This window comes from Frigoribacterium sp. AP1, from assembly GCF_056680555.1.
This window is the reverse complement of record NZ_CM155288.1, coordinates 1,278,257-1,294,834: the sequence shown is the minus strand read 5'-3', so window position 1 is coordinate 1,294,834 and position 16,578 is coordinate 1,278,257. Positions and strand designations below refer to the sequence as shown.

14 protein-coding genes are annotated in these 16,578 nt (G+C 74.1%); 9 read left to right on the top strand and 5 right to left on the bottom strand.

The window, feature by feature from the left end; translation table 11 throughout:
• The first annotated feature begins 812 nt into the window (after nucleotides 1-812).
• A complete protein-coding gene (locus tag AC1MBW_RS06130) occupies nucleotides 813-1,517 on the top strand; it encodes an AzlC family ABC transporter permease (RefSeq protein WP_480026080.1) in 705 nt (234 codons plus the stop codon).
• On the top strand, nucleotides 1,514-1,825 hold the full coding sequence (locus AC1MBW_RS06125) for an AzlD domain-containing protein (protein ID WP_054145123.1): 312 nt from the start codon (nucleotides 1,514-1,516) through the stop codon (nucleotides 1,823-1,825). The genes AC1MBW_RS06130 and AC1MBW_RS06125 overlap by 4 nt, the downstream gene beginning before the upstream one ends.
• A 149-nt stretch (nucleotides 1,826-1,974) precedes the next feature.
• Here AC1MBW_RS06125 and AC1MBW_RS06120 read toward each other — a convergent pair whose 3' ends face one another.
• Both AC1MBW_RS06120 and AC1MBW_RS06115 read right to left on the bottom strand, forming a co-directional pair.
• Nucleotides 1,975-3,369 (bottom strand): MFS transporter, encoded by a 1,395-nt coding sequence (locus tag AC1MBW_RS06120; RefSeq protein WP_480025817.1) that lies wholly within the window; start codon nucleotides 3,367-3,369, stop codon nucleotides 1,975-1,977.
• 16 nt (nucleotides 3,370-3,385) lie between these two features.
• Nucleotides 3,386-4,603 carry an MFS transporter gene (locus AC1MBW_RS06115; protein WP_480025816.1) on the bottom strand — a complete coding sequence of 406 codons (1,218 nt, stop codon included), beginning with the start codon at nucleotides 4,601-4,603 and terminating at the stop codon, nucleotides 3,386-3,388.
• Between the two features lie 46 nt (nucleotides 4,604-4,649).
• Between AC1MBW_RS06115 and AC1MBW_RS06110 the strand changes: the two genes are divergently transcribed.
• The 4 genes from AC1MBW_RS06110 (at nucleotide 4,650) to AC1MBW_RS06095 (ending at nucleotide 7,496) form a co-directional block, all read left to right on the top strand.
• Entirely contained in the window at nucleotides 4,650-5,234 is a 585-nt protein-coding gene (locus AC1MBW_RS06110) for a sugar O-acetyltransferase (RefSeq protein WP_480025815.1), read from the top strand.
• Between the two features lie 2 nt (nucleotides 5,235-5,236).
• Nucleotides 5,237-5,791 (top strand): TetR/AcrR family transcriptional regulator, encoded by a 555-nt coding sequence (locus AC1MBW_RS06105; RefSeq protein ID WP_054145127.1) that lies wholly within the window; start codon nucleotides 5,237-5,239, stop codon nucleotides 5,789-5,791.
• Between the two features lie 207 nt (nucleotides 5,792-5,998).
• The gene (locus tag AC1MBW_RS06100) at nucleotides 5,999-6,439 is read left to right on the top strand and encodes a hypothetical protein (RefSeq protein WP_480025814.1); all 441 of its coding nucleotides are present in this window, start codon (nucleotides 5,999-6,001) and stop codon (nucleotides 6,437-6,439) included.
• A 97-nt stretch (nucleotides 6,440-6,536) separates the two neighbouring features.
• Nucleotides 6,537-7,496, top strand: a complete 960-nt coding sequence (locus tag AC1MBW_RS06095) for a helix-turn-helix transcriptional regulator (protein ID WP_054145129.1) — start codon at nucleotides 6,537-6,539, stop codon at nucleotides 7,494-7,496.
• Between the two features lie 180 nt (nucleotides 7,497-7,676).
• Here the strand turns inward: AC1MBW_RS06095 and AC1MBW_RS06090 are convergent, their stop codons facing one another.
• Nucleotides 7,677-8,948 (bottom strand): polysaccharide pyruvyl transferase family protein, encoded by a 1,272-nt coding sequence (locus tag AC1MBW_RS06090; protein WP_480025813.1) that lies wholly within the window; start codon nucleotides 8,946-8,948, stop codon nucleotides 7,677-7,679.
• A gap of 208 nt (nucleotides 8,949-9,156) precedes the next feature.
• On the opposite strand from AC1MBW_RS06090, the gene AC1MBW_RS06085 reads away from it, so the two are divergent.
• Nucleotides 9,157-11,424: a glycosyltransferase gene (locus tag AC1MBW_RS06085; protein ID WP_480025812.1), complete on the top strand. Its 2,268-nt coding sequence runs from the start codon at nucleotides 9,157-9,159 to the stop codon at nucleotides 11,422-11,424.
• Nucleotides 11,421-12,869, top strand: coding sequence for a nucleotide disphospho-sugar-binding domain-containing protein (locus tag AC1MBW_RS06080; protein WP_480025811.1), 1,449 nt, complete (start codon nucleotides 11,421-11,423; stop codon nucleotides 12,867-12,869). Before AC1MBW_RS06085 ends, AC1MBW_RS06080 begins: the two co-directional genes overlap by 4 nt.
• Before the next feature lie 11 nt (nucleotides 12,870-12,880).
• Here the strand turns inward: AC1MBW_RS06080 and AC1MBW_RS06075 are convergent, their stop codons facing one another.
• Together AC1MBW_RS06075 and AC1MBW_RS06070 are read right to left on the bottom strand one after the other, a co-directional pair.
• Nucleotides 12,881-13,537, bottom strand: coding sequence for a hypothetical protein (locus tag AC1MBW_RS06075; RefSeq protein WP_480025810.1), 657 nt, complete (start codon nucleotides 13,535-13,537; stop codon nucleotides 12,881-12,883).
• Nucleotides 13,538-13,752: 215 nt separating this feature from the next.
• Entirely contained in the window at nucleotides 13,753-15,066 is a 1,314-nt protein-coding gene (locus AC1MBW_RS06070) for an ROK family protein (RefSeq protein ID WP_480025809.1), read from the bottom strand.
• 161 nt (nucleotides 15,067-15,227) lie between these two features.
• Between AC1MBW_RS06070 and AC1MBW_RS06065 the strand changes: the two genes are divergently transcribed.
• Nucleotides 15,228-16,514: an ABC transporter substrate-binding protein gene (locus AC1MBW_RS06065; protein ID WP_480025808.1), complete on the top strand. Its 1,287-nt coding sequence runs from the start codon at nucleotides 15,228-15,230 to the stop codon at nucleotides 16,512-16,514.
• Nucleotides 16,515-16,578: the final 64 nt, after the last annotated feature.

Here is a 16,578-nt window from a genome sequence, read left to right as displayed (position 1 = left end):
GGCCCTGCCCGGCCCTGCCCCGCCTCTCCCTGCCTTGCCTCCCTGCCTGCCTTGCCCCGCCCGCACAGTGTGCAAATCGCGACGAGACGTCGGCGATCGGCCCCTGCGGGCGTCCGCCAGCGGCGTGTCGAGCTCGGTTGGTCGGGTTCGGTACGCGGGGAGGCGCGGGTCAGGTCGGGTTCGGCACATGAGATGGGTCGGGTCGCGTTCCTCGATCGGGCAGGTGCGGGTTCGGTACCTGAGGAGGCGCGGGTCGGGCACGCGAGGAGGCGCGGGTCCGATGCGGGTCCGGTACGTGAGGAGGCGCGGGTCGGGCGCGCGGGGAGGTGAGGGTCCGATGCGGGTCCGGTACGTGAGGAGGCGCGGGTTGGGCACGCGAGGAGGCGCGGGTCCGCTGCGGGTTCGGTACGTGAGGAGGCGCGGGTCCGATGCGGGTCCGGCACGCGGGGACGTGCGGGCCAGGTCGGGTTCGGCACGCGGGGCGGGCACGCGGGCAGGCTGATCCGGTACGTACCGGATCAGCTTCGGTGCGGAGTCTCCCGGGCCCCCTCCGCCGGGTCGCACCACCGATGTGTCGTCGAACCGTCCGTGTGCGTGGTTCGACGACACATCGGTGGTGCGACCCGCCCCGTGGCCCCGTTCGGCCGCCCTACGCTGGAGCCGTGCCGCCGACCCCCGAGCCCGAACCGCTCCGCGGGGACCGGGAAGCAGCCGAGCCAGCCACCTCGACCCCGGCCGCCACCCCGCCAGCCGCCCCGACCCCACCAACGACCCCGACCCCACCCCCGACCCCGTGGCGCCGTTCGCCCGGCATCCGCGTCGGGGCGTCGATCGCCGTCGCGACCGGTCTCTACGGCGTCTCGTTCGGGGCGCTCGCCGTGGCCTCGGGTCTGACCACCGCGCAGACCTGCGTCCTGAGCCTGTTGCTGTTCTCCGGCGGTTCGCAGTTCGCCTTCGTCGGCGTCGTCGCCGGAGGAGGCGCGGGTTCGGCAGCCGCGTCCGCCGCGGCCCTGCTCGGCATCCGCAACGCGGTCTACGGCATGCAGCTCAACGCCCTGCTGCACCCGCGCGGCTGGCGTCGGCTGGTCGCCGCGCACGTCACCATCGACGAGTCGCTCGCCACGAGCACCGGTCAGACCGATCCCGTCGAGCAGCGCCGCGGCTTCTGGGTCGCAGGGGTCGGGGTCTTCGTGCTCTGGAACCTCTTCACCCTCGTCGGCGCGCTCGCCGGGGACGCGATGGGCGACCCGCGCGACTGGGGACTCGACGGGGCAGCTGTCGCGGCGTTCCTCGCGTTGCTGTGGCCGCGCCTCCGTTCCCGTGACGCGGCCGCGGTCGCGGTCGCGTGTGCGGTGGTGACCGTCGTCGCGGTCCCGTTCGTGCCTCCGGGGGTGCCGATCCTGGTGGCGGCCGTCGTGGCCGCGGCCCTCGGTTGGCGGGGTGCGCGAGCGCGTCCCGACGCGGCGTCGGCCGCGGCCCCGGGCACCGACCCCACGAGCCGAGGAGGCGCGGCGTGAGCACCTGGGTCTGGATCGCCGTCGCCTGCGTGGTCGCCTACGCCACCAAGCTGCTCGGGTACCTCGTTCCCCGCCGCTGGCTGACGAACCCTCGCGTGGCGCGGGTCGCGGGCACGCTCACGATCGGGCTGCTGGCGTCGCTGACCGTGGCCAACGCCGTCGCCACCGGCCAGCAGCTCGTGGTCGACGCCCGGCTCGGGGCGCTGGTCGCGGCGGCGGTGGCCCTGCTGCTGCGGGCGCCGTTCCTCGTCGTGGTGATCGTCGGGGCCGCCGCCGCCGCGGGCCTGCGCCTGCTCGGCCTGCCCTGACCGGCCGCGTCGCCGCCGACCCGTCGGCCGAACGTCGCCCCGTGAAGGGCGTGTGTCACGAGGCCGCACCACGTTCGCGTCGTCGAACCACCCCGGAGCACGGTTCGACGACGCCACGGTGGTGCGACCTCGATCCGGCCCGTACCGGATCAGCTGCCGCGCGGTGCCGACCCCCGGGCCCGGCGCCCCTCGAGCACCCCGCCGAGCAGCACCACGGCCACCCCGACCACGGGCACGAGCAGCAGTCCGTACCGCAGCCCGACCGAGTCCGCGACGAACCCGACGACGGGCGGCGACGCCAGGAACCCCAGCCGCAGCAGCCAGCTGACCAGCGTCAGCCCCGTGCCGGCCCGGAAACCGGGCAGGTTGTCCGCCGCGTGCATCGCCGCCGGGATCAACGTCGCGACGCCGAACCCCGCCGCCGCGAAGCCGACGATCGTGCCGACCACCGAGGGGAACGCCAGCGCGACGCCCATGCCCACGGCGACGAACACGCCTCCGGTCCGGGCGACGGCCTTCTGTCCGAAGCGGTCGACCATGCCGTCGCCGAGCAGGCGCCCGACGAACTGGGCGCCCTGCAGCGACACGAAGCCCAGGGCGGCGACCGTCACGCCGGCCCCGAGCGACCCCAGGTAGAGCGCCGCCCAGGTGCTGCCCGCGTCCTCGACCACGGCGCCCGACGACGCGATGACGACGAGGGCCAGCAGCACGCCCCACTTCGCGACGAACCCGGGTGAGACCCGGCGGCCGTCACGAGCCGAGGAGGCGCGGGTCGCGTCGTCCACGGAGCCCGCCCCGGTCGTCGAGCCGGCCCGCGCCTCCTGCGCTCGGACGTCGGGGCCGCCCGCCGCGGGCGCGACGCCCGGCCCCGCGCCCGCCGCCACGTCGGCGTCGGACTCGACCACCGCGTCGGACGTCTCGGGCGAGCCCTCGGCCGGCTCGGGCCCGGCCAACAGCAGCGGGTACGACACCAGCGCCACGACGGCGAAGACCAGCGCCGAGGCCCCGAGGTGCCAGACGACGGGGATGTCGAGCCCCGCCGCCGCACCGCCCATCAGACCGCCGAGGACGGCGCCGATGCTCCACACGGCGTGGAACGAGTTGAGGATCGAGCGGCGGTAGCGGTACTGCACGCGCAGTCCGTGCGAGTTCTGCGAGACGTCGACGACGGCGTCCAGGGCGCCGGCGAGCAGGAAGCCCGCCGCCAGCAGCCCGCCGACCGGGGCGATGCCGGCCAGCAGCACGGCGACCCCGGTGATCACCGTGCCGATCACGGCGACCCGTGACGACCGGAAGCGACGGATCAGCCACCCGGCGCCGAGCCCCGCGACGAGCGCGCCGACCGGGAACGCCGCGACGGCCAGGCCGAAGTCGGCGTTCGACAGGTCGAGGCCGTCCTTGATGGCGGGGTAGCGCGGCAGGATGTTCGCGAACAGCGCGCCGTTGGTGAAGAAGAGCAGGGCGACGCCGAGTCGGGCTCGGCGGTCCTCGCGCGTCGGCACGGTGCGGGCCGGTGCGGCGGGAGAGGTCGTCGGTGACGTCATGGTGTACGAACGTACACTAAGGCCGGGCGGCGGCGGACCGCTCACGGGGACGCGCTGCCGAGGTGATCAGCGAGGCACCCGCGACCACGACCAGCACGACGATCATCGCGCTGCGGAGGCCCACGTGCTCGCCGACGAAACCGAGCAGCGGCGGCCCGACCAGGAACGCCACGTAGGCCATCGTCGCGACGGCTCCGACCGCCGTGGTGGGGTCGTCGCTGTCGGCTGCGGCCGAGACGGTCACCGGGAAGCCCAGGGCGGCACCGAGGCCCCAGAGCACCACGGCGACGCCCGCGACGACGACCGAGTCCGCGAAGACGACGAGGGCGATGCCGACCGCCGAGACGAGGGCGCTGGCGCGCAGCACGGTCGCGTGGCCGAAGCGGGCGAGCAGCGGTTCGCCGAGGAAGCGTCCGACCGTCATCGCCGCCGCGAACGCCGTGAAGACGACCGTCCCGGTGGTCGCCGAGACCCCGTGGCCGTCGACGAAGAGCAACGGCAGCCAGTCGTTGGCCGACCCTTCGGCCAGTGCGAGTGCCAGCACGATCAGTCCGATCAGCACGAGCCGGCGGTCGCGCCAGACCGCCAGCGACCCGGCGACCCGGGCCCGCACCCCGGAGGCGCGCTCGGCCCGCTCGTCGGAGCGTCCGGTCGTCCGCGGCACGATCGGCACCGCCCAGACCAGCGCGGCGCCGCCCGCGAGCGCGACTCCGAGCAGGTGCCACTGGACGGGCACGTGCGTCGCCGTCAGCAGGATGCCGAGGCCGGCCCCCGCGACCGTGCCGAGGCTGAAGCAGCCGTGGAGCACGGGCAGCACCGACCGGCCCGAGGCGGTCTCGATCGCGGCGCCCTCGATGTTGACGGCGATCTCGGCCAGGCCGACTCCCGCACCGACCAGGGCGAGGCCGACGAAGACGCCGGGAGTGATCGAGAGCGACGCGGCCAGGCCGACGAGGGCCACGCCGGCGACCAGCGAGCTGCCGCCGATCGCCACGGCACGGTGGGCTCCGTGCCGCCGCACGATCGGCGCGGAGGACAGGATGCCGCCCATCGACCCGATCGACAGGCCGAAGATGACGAGGCCCATCTCGCCCGTGCTCGCCTGCAGCAGGTCGCGGATGGCCGGGGTCCGCACGACCCACGAGGCGAGCGAGACGCCGACGACCGCCATGAACACGAACACCGCCGCCCGGCGTCGGGCGAGCTCGGGGCTGAACGGCGGTCGGTTCGTCATGCGTCCAGTGTGTACGTTCGTACGCTCGTCGTCTAGGGTGGCGGTCATGACGACCATCGACCATTTCGCCGGCGATCCGCGGACGAACCACGAGCGCATGCTCGCGGGCGACCTCTACGTCTCGGACGATCCCGAGATCGCGCAGCAGCAGCAGCGCGCCGTCACGCTGCAGGCCCGGTTCGCCGCGGCCTTCGCCGACGACGTCGAAGCCGCGCAGGCCGTCGCCCGCGAGCTGTTCGGCAGCCTGCACGAGACGGCGCACGTGCGGCCTCCGGTGTACGTCGACTACGGCACCTTCATCACGATCGGCGCCGGCACCTTCGTCAACTACGGCCTGACCGCGCTCGACGTGGCCCCGATCACGATCGGGGCCGACTGCCAGATCGGCCCGAACGTGCAGTTGCTGACGCCGACGCACCCGGTCGAGCCGCAGCCTCGTCGCGACAAGCTCGAGGCCGCGAAGCCGATCACGCTCGGCGACAACGTCTGGCTCGGCGGCGGTGCGATCGTGCTGCCCGGGGTGACGATCGGCGACAACAGCGTGATCGGCGCCGGGGCGGTGGTGACGAAGGACGTCCCCGCGAACGTCGTCGCGGTCGGCAACCCGGCCCGCGTGGTGAGGAGCATCTAGTCGTGGGGACCGTCCGCCGCACCGAGCCCGACCGTCGTGACCGCCTGATCGACGTGACGCTCGACGTCGTGGCCGAGGTCGGCGTCGCCGGCGCCTCGCATCGCAAGATCGCCGCGCGTGCCGACGTGCCCCTCGGGTCGATGACGTACCACTTCGACGGCATGGACGAGCTGCTGCACGAGGCGTTCTCGCGCTTCGCCGAGACGATCATCGTGCGCTTCGAGGGGCGGCTCGGGGCCGCGACCACCCGCGACGAGGCCAAGGAGGCGGTGGTCGCCTTGGTCCACGACGACCTGACCGGCCCGGCCGCGGTCCGCGACCAGGTGCTCAGCTACGAGCTCTACACGCTGGCCGCCCGCGAGCCGCGCTTCCGTGAGATCACCCGCGAGTGGATGCGCCGGAGCCGGGTCGAGCTCGAGCGGCACTTCGACCCGGACACCGCGCGGCAGGTCGACGCCCTGATCGAGGGGCTCTCGATCCACCGTGCCCTCGACCCGTCTCCGCCGAGTCGTGCCCTGACCCGCGAGGCCGTGGAGCGCATCACGCGCGTGTCCTGACCGTCGCGACCCGCGCCTCCTGCCCGTCGCCGTCGGCGCCTCCTGCCCGGGCGATCGTCATGGCCACAAACCGAACTGAGGTCCCGTCGAGGTGCGGCTGGCATTGCTAGGCGCTCTAATGGAACAGGTGCAGAAGCTGCACGGCGGTGAGAAGGTACGCACCGGATCGGGACGAGAGTCGAGAAACCAGTGGACGCAGAGAGCGACATGTCGCGCCGCGTAACCGGTCCAGAGACCTCGACGGCCCCCGACACCGCGTTCGGCGACTTCAACGTCGCCAGCGACTTCGGCGAGATCGGTGACGCGGCCCGCACTCCGGCCGCCGACCTCTTCTTCGGTGACTTCGCGCCTCCGCTCGACCCCGACCTGGTCTTCGAGTGCTCGGCGTCGATGAACGGCGAGCACGGTGCGGTCTCGCTCTACGAGGACCGCGTCATCGTCGAGAGCCCCGACGAGCCCGACGGCGAGGCCGTGTTCTCGACCGACACGGTGCGGGCCTGGTGGCTGGTCGAGGGCGAGACGTTCTTCGCTCTCGTCGTCGAGGCCGACGTGCTGCACCGCACGCGACTGCCCTCGGGCTTCAAGGCCGTGCTCGCGGCGGCCTTCACGAAGGCCTTCGGTCCGGCGTCCAGCCCGACCGGCGCGTGACCGCAGAGCCCTTTCGCCCGCGTCCGAACAGCAGCACGGTGACGATTCCCCCGTCAAGGGCCTCTTTCAGCATCCTCGGCATGGCAGGATCACTCTGATGGAACCCGAACAGACCCTGCCCCCGGTGCGTTCCGAGATGGGCGGCCGCGACATGGATCAAGCGCGCGCGCTGTTCGAGGACACCTACAACGGCGCCGGGTTCCGCACCGACACCCGACAGGAGTCGTTCGCGTACCGGTACACGACGGCCGGCGACGAGGACATGACGTTGCGGTCGGCGATGTTCCTCGGCGACATCCGGGGGGCCATCCAGCCCGAGCGCGAGTACGTCGTCGCCTGGATCACCGCGGGCGAGGGCCGGGTCGACGTCGGGGCCGAAGAGGCCGCGTTCGAGATCGGCCGCCCGCTGATGTTCCCGACGGGCAAGGCCTTCGAGTTCGAGGTCCGCGAGTACCGCCAGAACCTCGTGCACTTCGACGCCGCCTACCTCGAGCGCATGGCCGCCGAGCACGAGGGTGCGCTCGCCGGGCCGCTGCAGTTCGACCACACCGCCGTGCCCGACCTGGCGAACCTGCGTCGGTGGCAGGCCACGATCACCAACGCCGCCAAGACCATCCTCGGCGGCGAGTCGACCGAGCTGCTGCGCTCCGAGCTGAAGCGCGAGTCGGCGATCGCGCTGCTCGACACGTTCTCGCACCGGTCGATCGACCTGCCGCCGGCCCTGCTCGTGCCGCGCAACGCCCGCCTCCGCGAGGCCGTCGAGTACCTGCACACGCACTCGCACCTGCCGGTCAACATGACCCAGCTCGCCGAGACCGTGCACCTCACGCCGCGCGGACTGCAGCAGGCGTTCAGCCGCCAGCTCGGCGTGACGCCCACCGAGTACCTCCGCACCATCCGGCTCGACCACGTGCAGGCCGAGCTGAAGGAGCTCTCTCCGGGAGAGGCCACCGTCGGCGCCGTCGCGCAGCGCTGGGGCTTCACGCACCTGAGCCGCTTCACGGCGTCGTACGTCCAGCGTTTCGGCGAGTACCCCAGCGCGACCCTGCAGGGCTGACCCCGCGCGGGCGGGCCGCGCCCACCAGTCCGCCAGCCACCACGCCAGGAGGTGGACACGGCACCGCGAGAAAGCCTGGCGCGGTGACCACGTCCTGGTGCTGTGACCACAACCCGGCGGCGTGCGCGAGAGGCGGCGCAGTCCCTAGGAGGCGCGGGTCACCACCCCAGGCGGGGCGCCTCAGCTGCGCAGCGCTCCGGCGACCCGGTCCCACCAGGCGGACGACGCCGCGCGGGTCCCGTCCAGGCGATCGGCCCACGCCGAGCGCACCGTGTCACGCCCGGCCCACGCCGCCCGCGCGACCGCGTCGGCCTCGCCCGCGAGCAGCTGCGCGGCCGAGACGACGCTCGTCTGTCCGAAGTTGCCGAGCGCCCCGGTCAGCTTGATCGTCGTGTAGTCGTCGACCGCGAGCCCGACCGTCGGCACACCGCCCGCGACGGCGAACACGGCCGGGTGGTAGCGGCTGGTCAGGTGCAGGGCCGCACCTCGGGCGAAGCGGGCTGCGGCGGGGGAGTCGGTCGTGGGTTCGACCCGCGCGGGCACGGTCAGCTGGTCGAGCACGGCCCGGTGCAGCAGCGAGTCGCCGCGCTCCTCGGTCGGGTCGAGCGACGCCCAGTGCGCGAGGAAGACGACCTCGAGCCCCGCCTCGCCCGCCACCCGGTCGAGCAGCCGGGCGACGGCCGTGGCGAAGGCCGTGCGGTCGGTGTCGCCCACGTGGGCGGACAGGCTCACGGCCAGGTACGGCGCCGGTGCGCCCGCCGCTCCCACGGTGCCGGCCACGTCCGGGGCGCCGGCCGCTCCCGAGGGGGCGGCACCCCCGGCAGGAGGCGCGGCGTCGAACCCGAGGAAGCTCGCGTCGTCCACCGTCCCCACGGTCGTGGCGGGGTCGACGCCGAGCGTCCGCACCAGCTCGAGCGACGCGCCCTCGCGCAGCCCGACGAGCGCGGCGGCGTCGAGCAGCTCGGTGACGAGCTCGCGGTCCTCGCCCTCGAGCACCGGCCCGATGGTCTGCCCGCTGACGACGAGCGGCTTGCCGAAGCGTCGGGCGACGAGCCCGAGCGTGTTCCGCTCGTAGACGTGCATGGGCCAGAGCGAGGCCATGTTGCCGCCGCCGGCGACGAGCACGCCGTCGGCCTCGCGGACGGCCTCGATGACCTGCCAGGCCGGGTCGTCCTGGGGGAGGTGGCCCGCGCCTCCGTCGATCGCCGACAGCACGCGGGCGCGACGTTCGCGCTGGCCGAGCCGGCCGCCGGTCGTCGCGGGGTGGAAGCCGATCGCGGGCACCGCGTCGACGCCGTACCGCTCGGTGGTCTCGGCCGGGTTCGACGAGACGCCGGTGATCGTGGCGCCGCGGGCGCGCAGCTGCACGGTCGCCTCGTGGAACATCGCCTCGTCGCCGATGTGGACCATGCCGTCGAGCACGCCGACGTCTCCGATGGTGACGATTCGCACGGGTGGGACCTCTCGCTGCGGGACTCGGCAGCGGGATCGATGCCGCCCACGACGGTACCGGACCCCTGCGTCGCCGAGCACACCGTCCCGCCACCGGCCGGCCACCGGGCGGCGATAGGCTCCACCAGGCCCGGGGCTCCCGGGCCGCCCCGGTGCGCCGCGCGCCGGGCACCGCACCGCCACCCCGCCGCACCCGAGAGGCACCGCCATGGGCATCCAGACCTCGCTCGACGCGATCCACGAGGCCGACCGCCTGGTCGACTCGATGCGCCTCGCCGACGACCTCGCGCTCGACGCCGCGCGCACCGGCGGGGCCCGGACGATCCGCGTGCTGCGCGGTGCCCTCGGCAGCAGCGACCAGCTCGTCGCCATCGCGGCGACGAACGCCCTCGCGCAGGTCTTCGACGAGCAGGCCGACGTCGTGCTGAGCGACCTGCTGTCGAGCGACCGCACCTTCCTCCGTGAGCACGCTGCCTCGGCGCTCAGCCAGCGGCTGCCCCGCTACGACACGGTCGGTCGGCTGATCGGGCTCGTCGTCGCCGGAGGCTTCACCGGCATGGTCGCCCAGCGCACGCTCGAGCAGTGGTCGTCGGCCGCCCCCGCCGTCGTCGGGGTCGCCCTAGAGGGTGCCCTCATCGGCGTGCACGAGCCCGACGCCCGGTACCGCCTGGTCGAGACGCTGGGCCTCGTGCGGGCCCGCATCGCCTCGCGTCCGCTGCTGACCATCGCCCGCGACCGGGGCGAGGACGAGCACGTCCGCGTCGCCGCCGTCTCGGCCCTCGGCCAGCGTCGCGGCGACCAGGCCGTCGCGGCCGTCGTGCACGAGCTCGCCCGCCACGACGGCTACCTCGGCGACGTCGCGCGCCTCTCGGCGATCGACCTCTCGGCCCCCGACGAGGTGCCCGACGGCGACCGGGTGCGCGACCGCGGACTCGACGACGGACCCGACGCCGCCCACCCGGCCGGGCGCGACGGCCTCACGATCGCCCAGCTCTTCCTGCACGCCGACATCGACGCCGGCCTCACCCACGCCGGCAGCGGCGACAACGGAGGCATCGCGACGCTCCTCGTCCGACTCGGCGACGCGCTCGCCGCGGGCGGCGTGCTCCCCGCAGGAGGCGCGGCGCACGTCCTCGACGACCCCCGGGTCGCCCGGGTGGTCACCCTGTCGCGCGGGTCGGCGGACGCGGCGGTCGCGAGCGTCCACGACCTGGCGACCCGCGCCTCCGGACACGTCTACGGGCGCGTGCCGCTGCTCAGCGACCCCGTCTCGTCGGCGACCGCGTGGCCGCTGCGGGTCGCGGCCCGGCGCGGCATCCGGCGGGTGCTGCGCGCCGCGGGCGGCGTCGACCTGCTGCACCTGCGGATGGCCGACGTGGGCAGCCTCGCGGCGGCCGACGTCGCCCGCGAGCTCGACATCCCCGTCGTGTTCACGGTCGCCCCCGACCCTCACGCCGTCATCCAGTCGCTCGACCTGTCGGGTGCGCTGACCCGCGAGACGTTCGGCGACGTCGACGAGGTCGAGCACTTCTGGTTCCGCACGCGGCTCGTGCAGCAGCTCGCCTCGAACGCGTCGCACACCGTGCTGTTCCCCCGGCCCGAGCTCGAGCGCGACATGCGCGAGCTGGTCGGCATCGACGTCACCTCGCATCCCGAGCGCCACACGATCGTGCCCGAGGGCATCGACCTCGACGTGGTCGACCGCTCGGTCGCCGAGGCCGCCGAGCACGCCGCGGGACTGCCCGCCACCCCGCCCCTCGCCGAGCTGCGCGCACTGCTCGAGACCCTGCCGCCCGAGCGCCGCGGCCTGCCGCTGCTGGTGAGCGTCGGACGACTGCACCGGGTCAAGGGCATGGCGACGATCGTCGAGGCGTGGGCCGGGTCCGGCGTGGACGGCGACACCGCGTCGCTGCGCGACCGGGCGAACCTGCTGCTGATCGGCGGCGATCTCGAGCACCCGAGCGCCGACGAGCGCGAACAGCTCGACCTGATCGACGCGATCGTCCCCGCGGACCGGCACCGCGCCTCCGGACTGCTGCTGCCCGGCCACCGGCCGAACGACACGGTCGCCCGCTGGGTCGCCGCGGCCCGCTTCGGCCTGCCCGGGCTCGCGGCGCCGCGCGGCGTCTACGTCTGCGGCAGCCTGAAAGAGGAGTTCGGCATCGCCCTGCTCGAGGCGATGGGTTCGGGTCTGCTCGTCGTCGCGCCGCAGGGCGGCGGACCCTCGACCTACGTCCGCCAGGGCGACACCGGCTGGCTCACCCGCACCTGGGACGTCGACGCCCTGCGCCAGGCGATGGGCGAAGCGCTCACCGCGGCCTCGGTCGAGACGACGGAGGCGCGCGCGGCCCGGTCGCGCGACACCGTCGAGCGGTCCTTCACGATCCAGGCCATGGCGCGGTCGCTGTCGGGTGTCTACGACACGGTGCACCACGACGAACTCGAACAGCGCGAGTGGAGCGTGAGCGCACGATGACCCTGCTCGTCATCAGCCCGGACTACGCGTCGCACCTGCTGCCGCTCGCGACCCTGGCCACCGAGTGGCGCGACCGGGGCGAGCGCGTCGTCGTCGCGACCGGCCCGGCCACCGCCGCCATCGTCGAGTCGTTCGGCTTCGAGCGCGTGCACCTGCAACTCGGGCGCGGCTCGAACCCCGGGGTGATCCGCGCCGAGGAGCAGGTGGCCGAAGAGGACGCGTCGCTGCGCGGCTTCTTCGACGCCACCCGGCTCGGCATGGTCGAGACGCTCTCGTACCAGGCGCGCGAACGCCTCACCGACCTCATGTGGCAGCCGGTCGCGACGGCCCGCGCCGTGCTCGACGTGGTCGCTGCCGTGGAGCCCGACCAGATCGTCGTGGACCACCTCGCGTTCAGCGCCCGGCTCGCGCTCGTCGCCGGGGGCGTGCCCTTCGCCGACGTCGTGCTGGGTCACCCGACCGCGCTGCCCGTGGGCGACGAGGTCTACGGGTGCCCGCCCGAGTGGCCCGCGGCGTTCGGCGTGGGTGCTGCACGGCCCGTCGGCGATGCAGGACGCACCACCGATGTGGTGTCGAACCACCCACATGCGTGGTTCGACAGCCCGTCGGTGGTGCGACCCGGGCCCGGGGCTGGGGCCGGGTCCACGCCCGAGGGCGTCGCGGGGCTGCGCGAGCTCTGCGAGCGGGTCGACGCCTCGTTCACGGCCGAGTGGAACGCCGCGCTGGCCGAGCTCGCTCCGCACCTGCCGCCGTCGACGAGCGCGTTCGGCGAGCACGGCGACCTGCTGCTCTACAACTACCCCGGAGAACTCGCCGACCCCGAGCGTGAGCACCTGCTGCCGCCGCACGTCTGGCTCGGCTCGGCCGTCCGCGCCGAGCCGGTGGACGCCGAGGTCGCCGCTTGGCTGGCCGAAGGCGCCGCACCCGCACCCGCCACCCCGTTCGTCTACGTCAGCTTCGGCAGCTTCCTGTCGGTGCGGTCGGACGTGCTCGGGCGCGTGGCCGAGGCCCTGCGGCGCGTCGGGGTGCGGGCCGCGATCGCGCTCGGCTCGGGTGACCGGGCCGACCTCGGTGAGGTGCCGGCCGACTGGCTGGTGCGGGAGTTCCTGCCGCAGGTGACCCTGCTCGACGCGGCGACCGCGGCCGTCACGCACGGGGGCAACAACAGCGTGACCGAGGCGATGACCGCGGGCGTGCCCGTCGTCGTCCTGCCGTTCTCGACCGACCAGTTCGCGGGGGCCGCGGCCCTCGAGCGCACCGGGGTGGGCGTCGCGCTCGCCCCGAACACGGCGACCGTCGACGACCTGGCGGAGGCGCTGCGGCACGTGCTCGACCTGCCGACGCGCGACCCCGGTGCGGCCGGGCGCCTGGCCGGTCTGGCGGCCTCCCTGCACGAGACGCCCGGACGGGCACGAGCCCACGCGGCACTCACCGGACGCGGCTGACCGACCCGGCCCTACCCGCCGAAGACGACCGCGCGCATCGCGTCGGCGCCGACCGACGCGTCGCGGTACCGCTGCATCAGCGCGGCGTTGGCGTCGTACTGCGGCCCCTCGCGCACCTCGGCCTGGTGGTGCAGGGCGAAGACCATGCCCTCGTGTCGGCGTGGGGCCTCGCCGAGCAGGGTGGTGTGGGCGAGGTACCAGGCGGCGTCCTCGAAGCCCCAACCGCGGAAGCGTTCGTCCTGCCCGCCGTGACTGCGCCACGAGGAGGCGCGGGTCACGTAGACCCCCGAGCAGGCCCCGCGCACGAGCTCGAAGTCGCACCGCTCGAGGGGGGTGCCCGCGGCCGCCTGCGCGGTGCCGTCGCGTCCCAGCCAGTGGTACTCGGTGTAGGGGAGGTGCACCCGGCCGCTCGTGCGGGCCGCCTCGATCGCCGCGAGCAGGGGCTCGCGTTGCGGCAGGGTGTCGGCGTCGCCGATCACGGCGACCTCGTCGTCGGCCAGGCCGGCCACGCCCAGGTTGCGGCACTGGGCGAGGTTGAACACCGGGTCGGGCGAGTCGATCGTGCGGATCTCGGCCTCGGGCAGGGCCTCGGCGTACCAGTCGCGCACGACCTCGAACGCCGCGATGCGACTGGGTTGCGGACGCCAGGGGAGCACGACGGTGACCATCCCGCGAGCCTAGCGGCGGCCCGGCACCCGCCCCGCCGGGCCGCCGGGCCGCACGTCGAGATGAACCCCGTTCCGTGCCATGAACCACGAACGTTCGTGGTTCATCGCACGGAACGGGGTTCGACGCACCCGGTTTCGAACCATGAACCTGATTGCTTCCGGGTGCATCGTTCGAAACCGGGTTCATCGCCGTCCGAGCCCGAGCCGAGCAGGCCTCAGGAGGCGCGGGTCGCGTCCGCCGCACCCGGCAGCGTCAGCTCGAGTGCGTGGCCGCGCACATGCGCCAGGGCACGCTCGACGGCGCCCGTGGTCACCACCGCGTCGCCCAGCGTCGAGGCGACGACCTCGGGCGCGGCCCGGTGCGTGAACCGGCTGAGCCACGGCGTCGTCCGCTCGAGCAGCAGGCCGATCGAGGGTGCCACGGCCCCGGCGACGACGATGCGGTCGACGTCGAGCATGCCGCTGAGAACGGCGCAGACGCGTCCGAACCGTTCGGCCATGCGCTCCACCAGGCGCAGTGCGGCCGGGTCGCCCGCGTCGGCGGCGGCGAGCACGGCCGCCGCGTCGAGCCGGTCGAGCGGCACCGCCCACAACGGAGACGACTCGGGCACCGTGCCGAGTGCCCGGGCGGCCCGGGCCCAGTCCCGCAGCACGGCGCCGATGCCGTCCGCCGAACCGACGCCGTCGACCAGGTCGAGGAGGCGCATCTCGCCCGCGGCACCGCGGTTGCCCCGCACGAGGGCTCCGTCGAGCACGAACCCGGCGCCGAAGCGCTCGCCGGCCAGCAGGGTCACGAACGAGGGCCCGGCCCCGCCGTCGCCGGCGCCCGCGTCGCCAGCCGCGCCCGCGTCGCCAGCGGCGCCCGCGGCACCGGCGTGCCGCACGCCGCCGACCTCGCGCGCCGCGGCCTCGGCGACCGCCGCGAGGTTCGCGTCGTTCTCGACGACGACGGCCCAGCCGCGCGGCGCGAACAGGCCGACGTAGTCCGGGTTCATCAGCTCCCAGAAGTCGGCGCCGGCCTCGACCGGTGACCGGCCCTCGGCGTCGGTGGGGGCCGGGACGCCGACGGTCACGGCGAGCACGTCGTCGTCGGCGAGCGAGGCCGAGGCGAGGGCGTCGTCGACCAGGGCCGACACGATGCGTCGGCGGTCGTCGGCCGAGCCGCAGGGGTCGATGCGGCGGACGGCCCGCGCGAGCACGTCGCCCCGCAGGTCGGCCACGACGGCGGTGAGCTGGTGTTGGCCGGCGTCGACCCCGACGACGTGTCCGGCGGAACGGGCCAGGGCGTAGCGCCGCGCGGGGCGGCCCTTGCGGTACTCGCCGGTCGAGCGGGCGTCGGCGAGCGAGACCATCCAGCCGTGGGCGATGAGGTCGTCGCAGACCCCGAGCACGGTCGACCGGGTCAGTCCGGTGAGGGCGATCAGGTCGCTCGCCGTGACGGCGTCGACGGACCACGCGTGCCGCAGCACCTCGGCCGCGTTCATGCGGCGCAGCAGGCTCGGCGACGACACCCCGGTGCTCAGCGCCACCCGCGCCTCCTCGTGCTGTGGCCGGTGTCTCGCGACACGGCGGATCTTTTCGACGACGACCCATGGTGCCACGCCCCGAATTGATCTAGGGTCTAAATCTACACACCAGATCAACTCGGTCCCGACGCTGTCGTCGGGGTCGCGACCCGGGAGACGACGACGTGCCCACACCCCCACTGCCCTCCGGTGCCGGCCTCAGCCGACGCACCCTCCTCGGCGGGATCGGTGCCGCCGGGGCGGCGCTCCTCCTCGCAGGCTGCGCTCCGTCCGGCTCGGGCCGCGGGCGCACCGAGATAACCTTCTACGCGACCAAGCCCGAGGCGATCCCGTACTTCTCCGACCTGGTCTCGCGGTTCAACGAGTCCCAGTCGGCGGTCCGGGTGATCCACGACTCGACCTCGGGCATCTCGGCCGGCTTCGTCCGGGGCAACCCGCCCGACGTCGCGGCCTTCACGTACAACCTCGAGATGGCCCGCTTCATGGAGCGCGGGGCGCTGAGCGACCTGGGCGACCTGCCCGAGGCGGCGACCATCCGCCCCGAGGTGCAGAGCCTCGTCGACCAGTACGCGACCTACCCCGGTCGCACGAGCGTGCTGCCGTACTCGATCACCGCGGCGTCGGTGATCTACGACCAGCAGATCTTCGCCGACCTGGGCGTCGAGGTGCCGACCACGTGGGACGAGTTCCTCGCCGCGTGCGACACCTTCACGGCGGCCGGCGTCACGCCGATCTACAGCACCTTCCGCGAACCGTGGACCGTCGCGCAGGGCCTGTTCGACTACACGACCGGCGGCTCGCTCGACGTCGCGGCCTTCTACGAGAAGATGAACGCCGAGGGCACGAGCGTCGGCCAGGGCGGCTCGGTCTCGTTCGAGAAGGACTTCCGCGAGCCCGTCGAGCGCATGGTGCAGCTCGGCCGCCTGTCGAACGCCAACCGCAACAGCCGCGGCTACGGCGACGGCAACCTCGCCATGGCCCAGGGTGAGGCGGCGATGCTCATGCAGGGGCCGTGGGCACTCGGTGAGATCACGAAGGCGAACCCCGAGGCGAAGGTCGGCACGTTCCCCCTGCCGATGACCGACGACCCCGCCGACCGCAAGGTGCGGGTCAACCTCGACCTGGCCCTGTGGGTGCCCGAGCAGTCGCGCAAGCAGGACGCCGCCCGCGAGTTCCTGACCTACCTCATGCAGCCCGAGATCCAGGACGCCTACAACCGCGACTTCCTGGCGTTCGGCACCACGAGGTCGGCCCCCGCCGTGACCGACGAGCGCATCGTCGGCATGCAGAGCTACTACGACGACGCGCGGTTCTACCAGGGGGCCTCCAAGGCGATCCCGCTGACGATCCCCGCCGAGAACTACGTGCAGGGCATCGTCACGGGCGCCAGCGTCGAGGGCACCCTGCGCACCATGGACGCCGACTGGCGCCGTCTGGCGCTCCGCGCATGAGCGCGCTCGACGGCGCGGGCCTCACCACGGGCCGCACCACAGGCCTCACCACGGGCCGCACCGC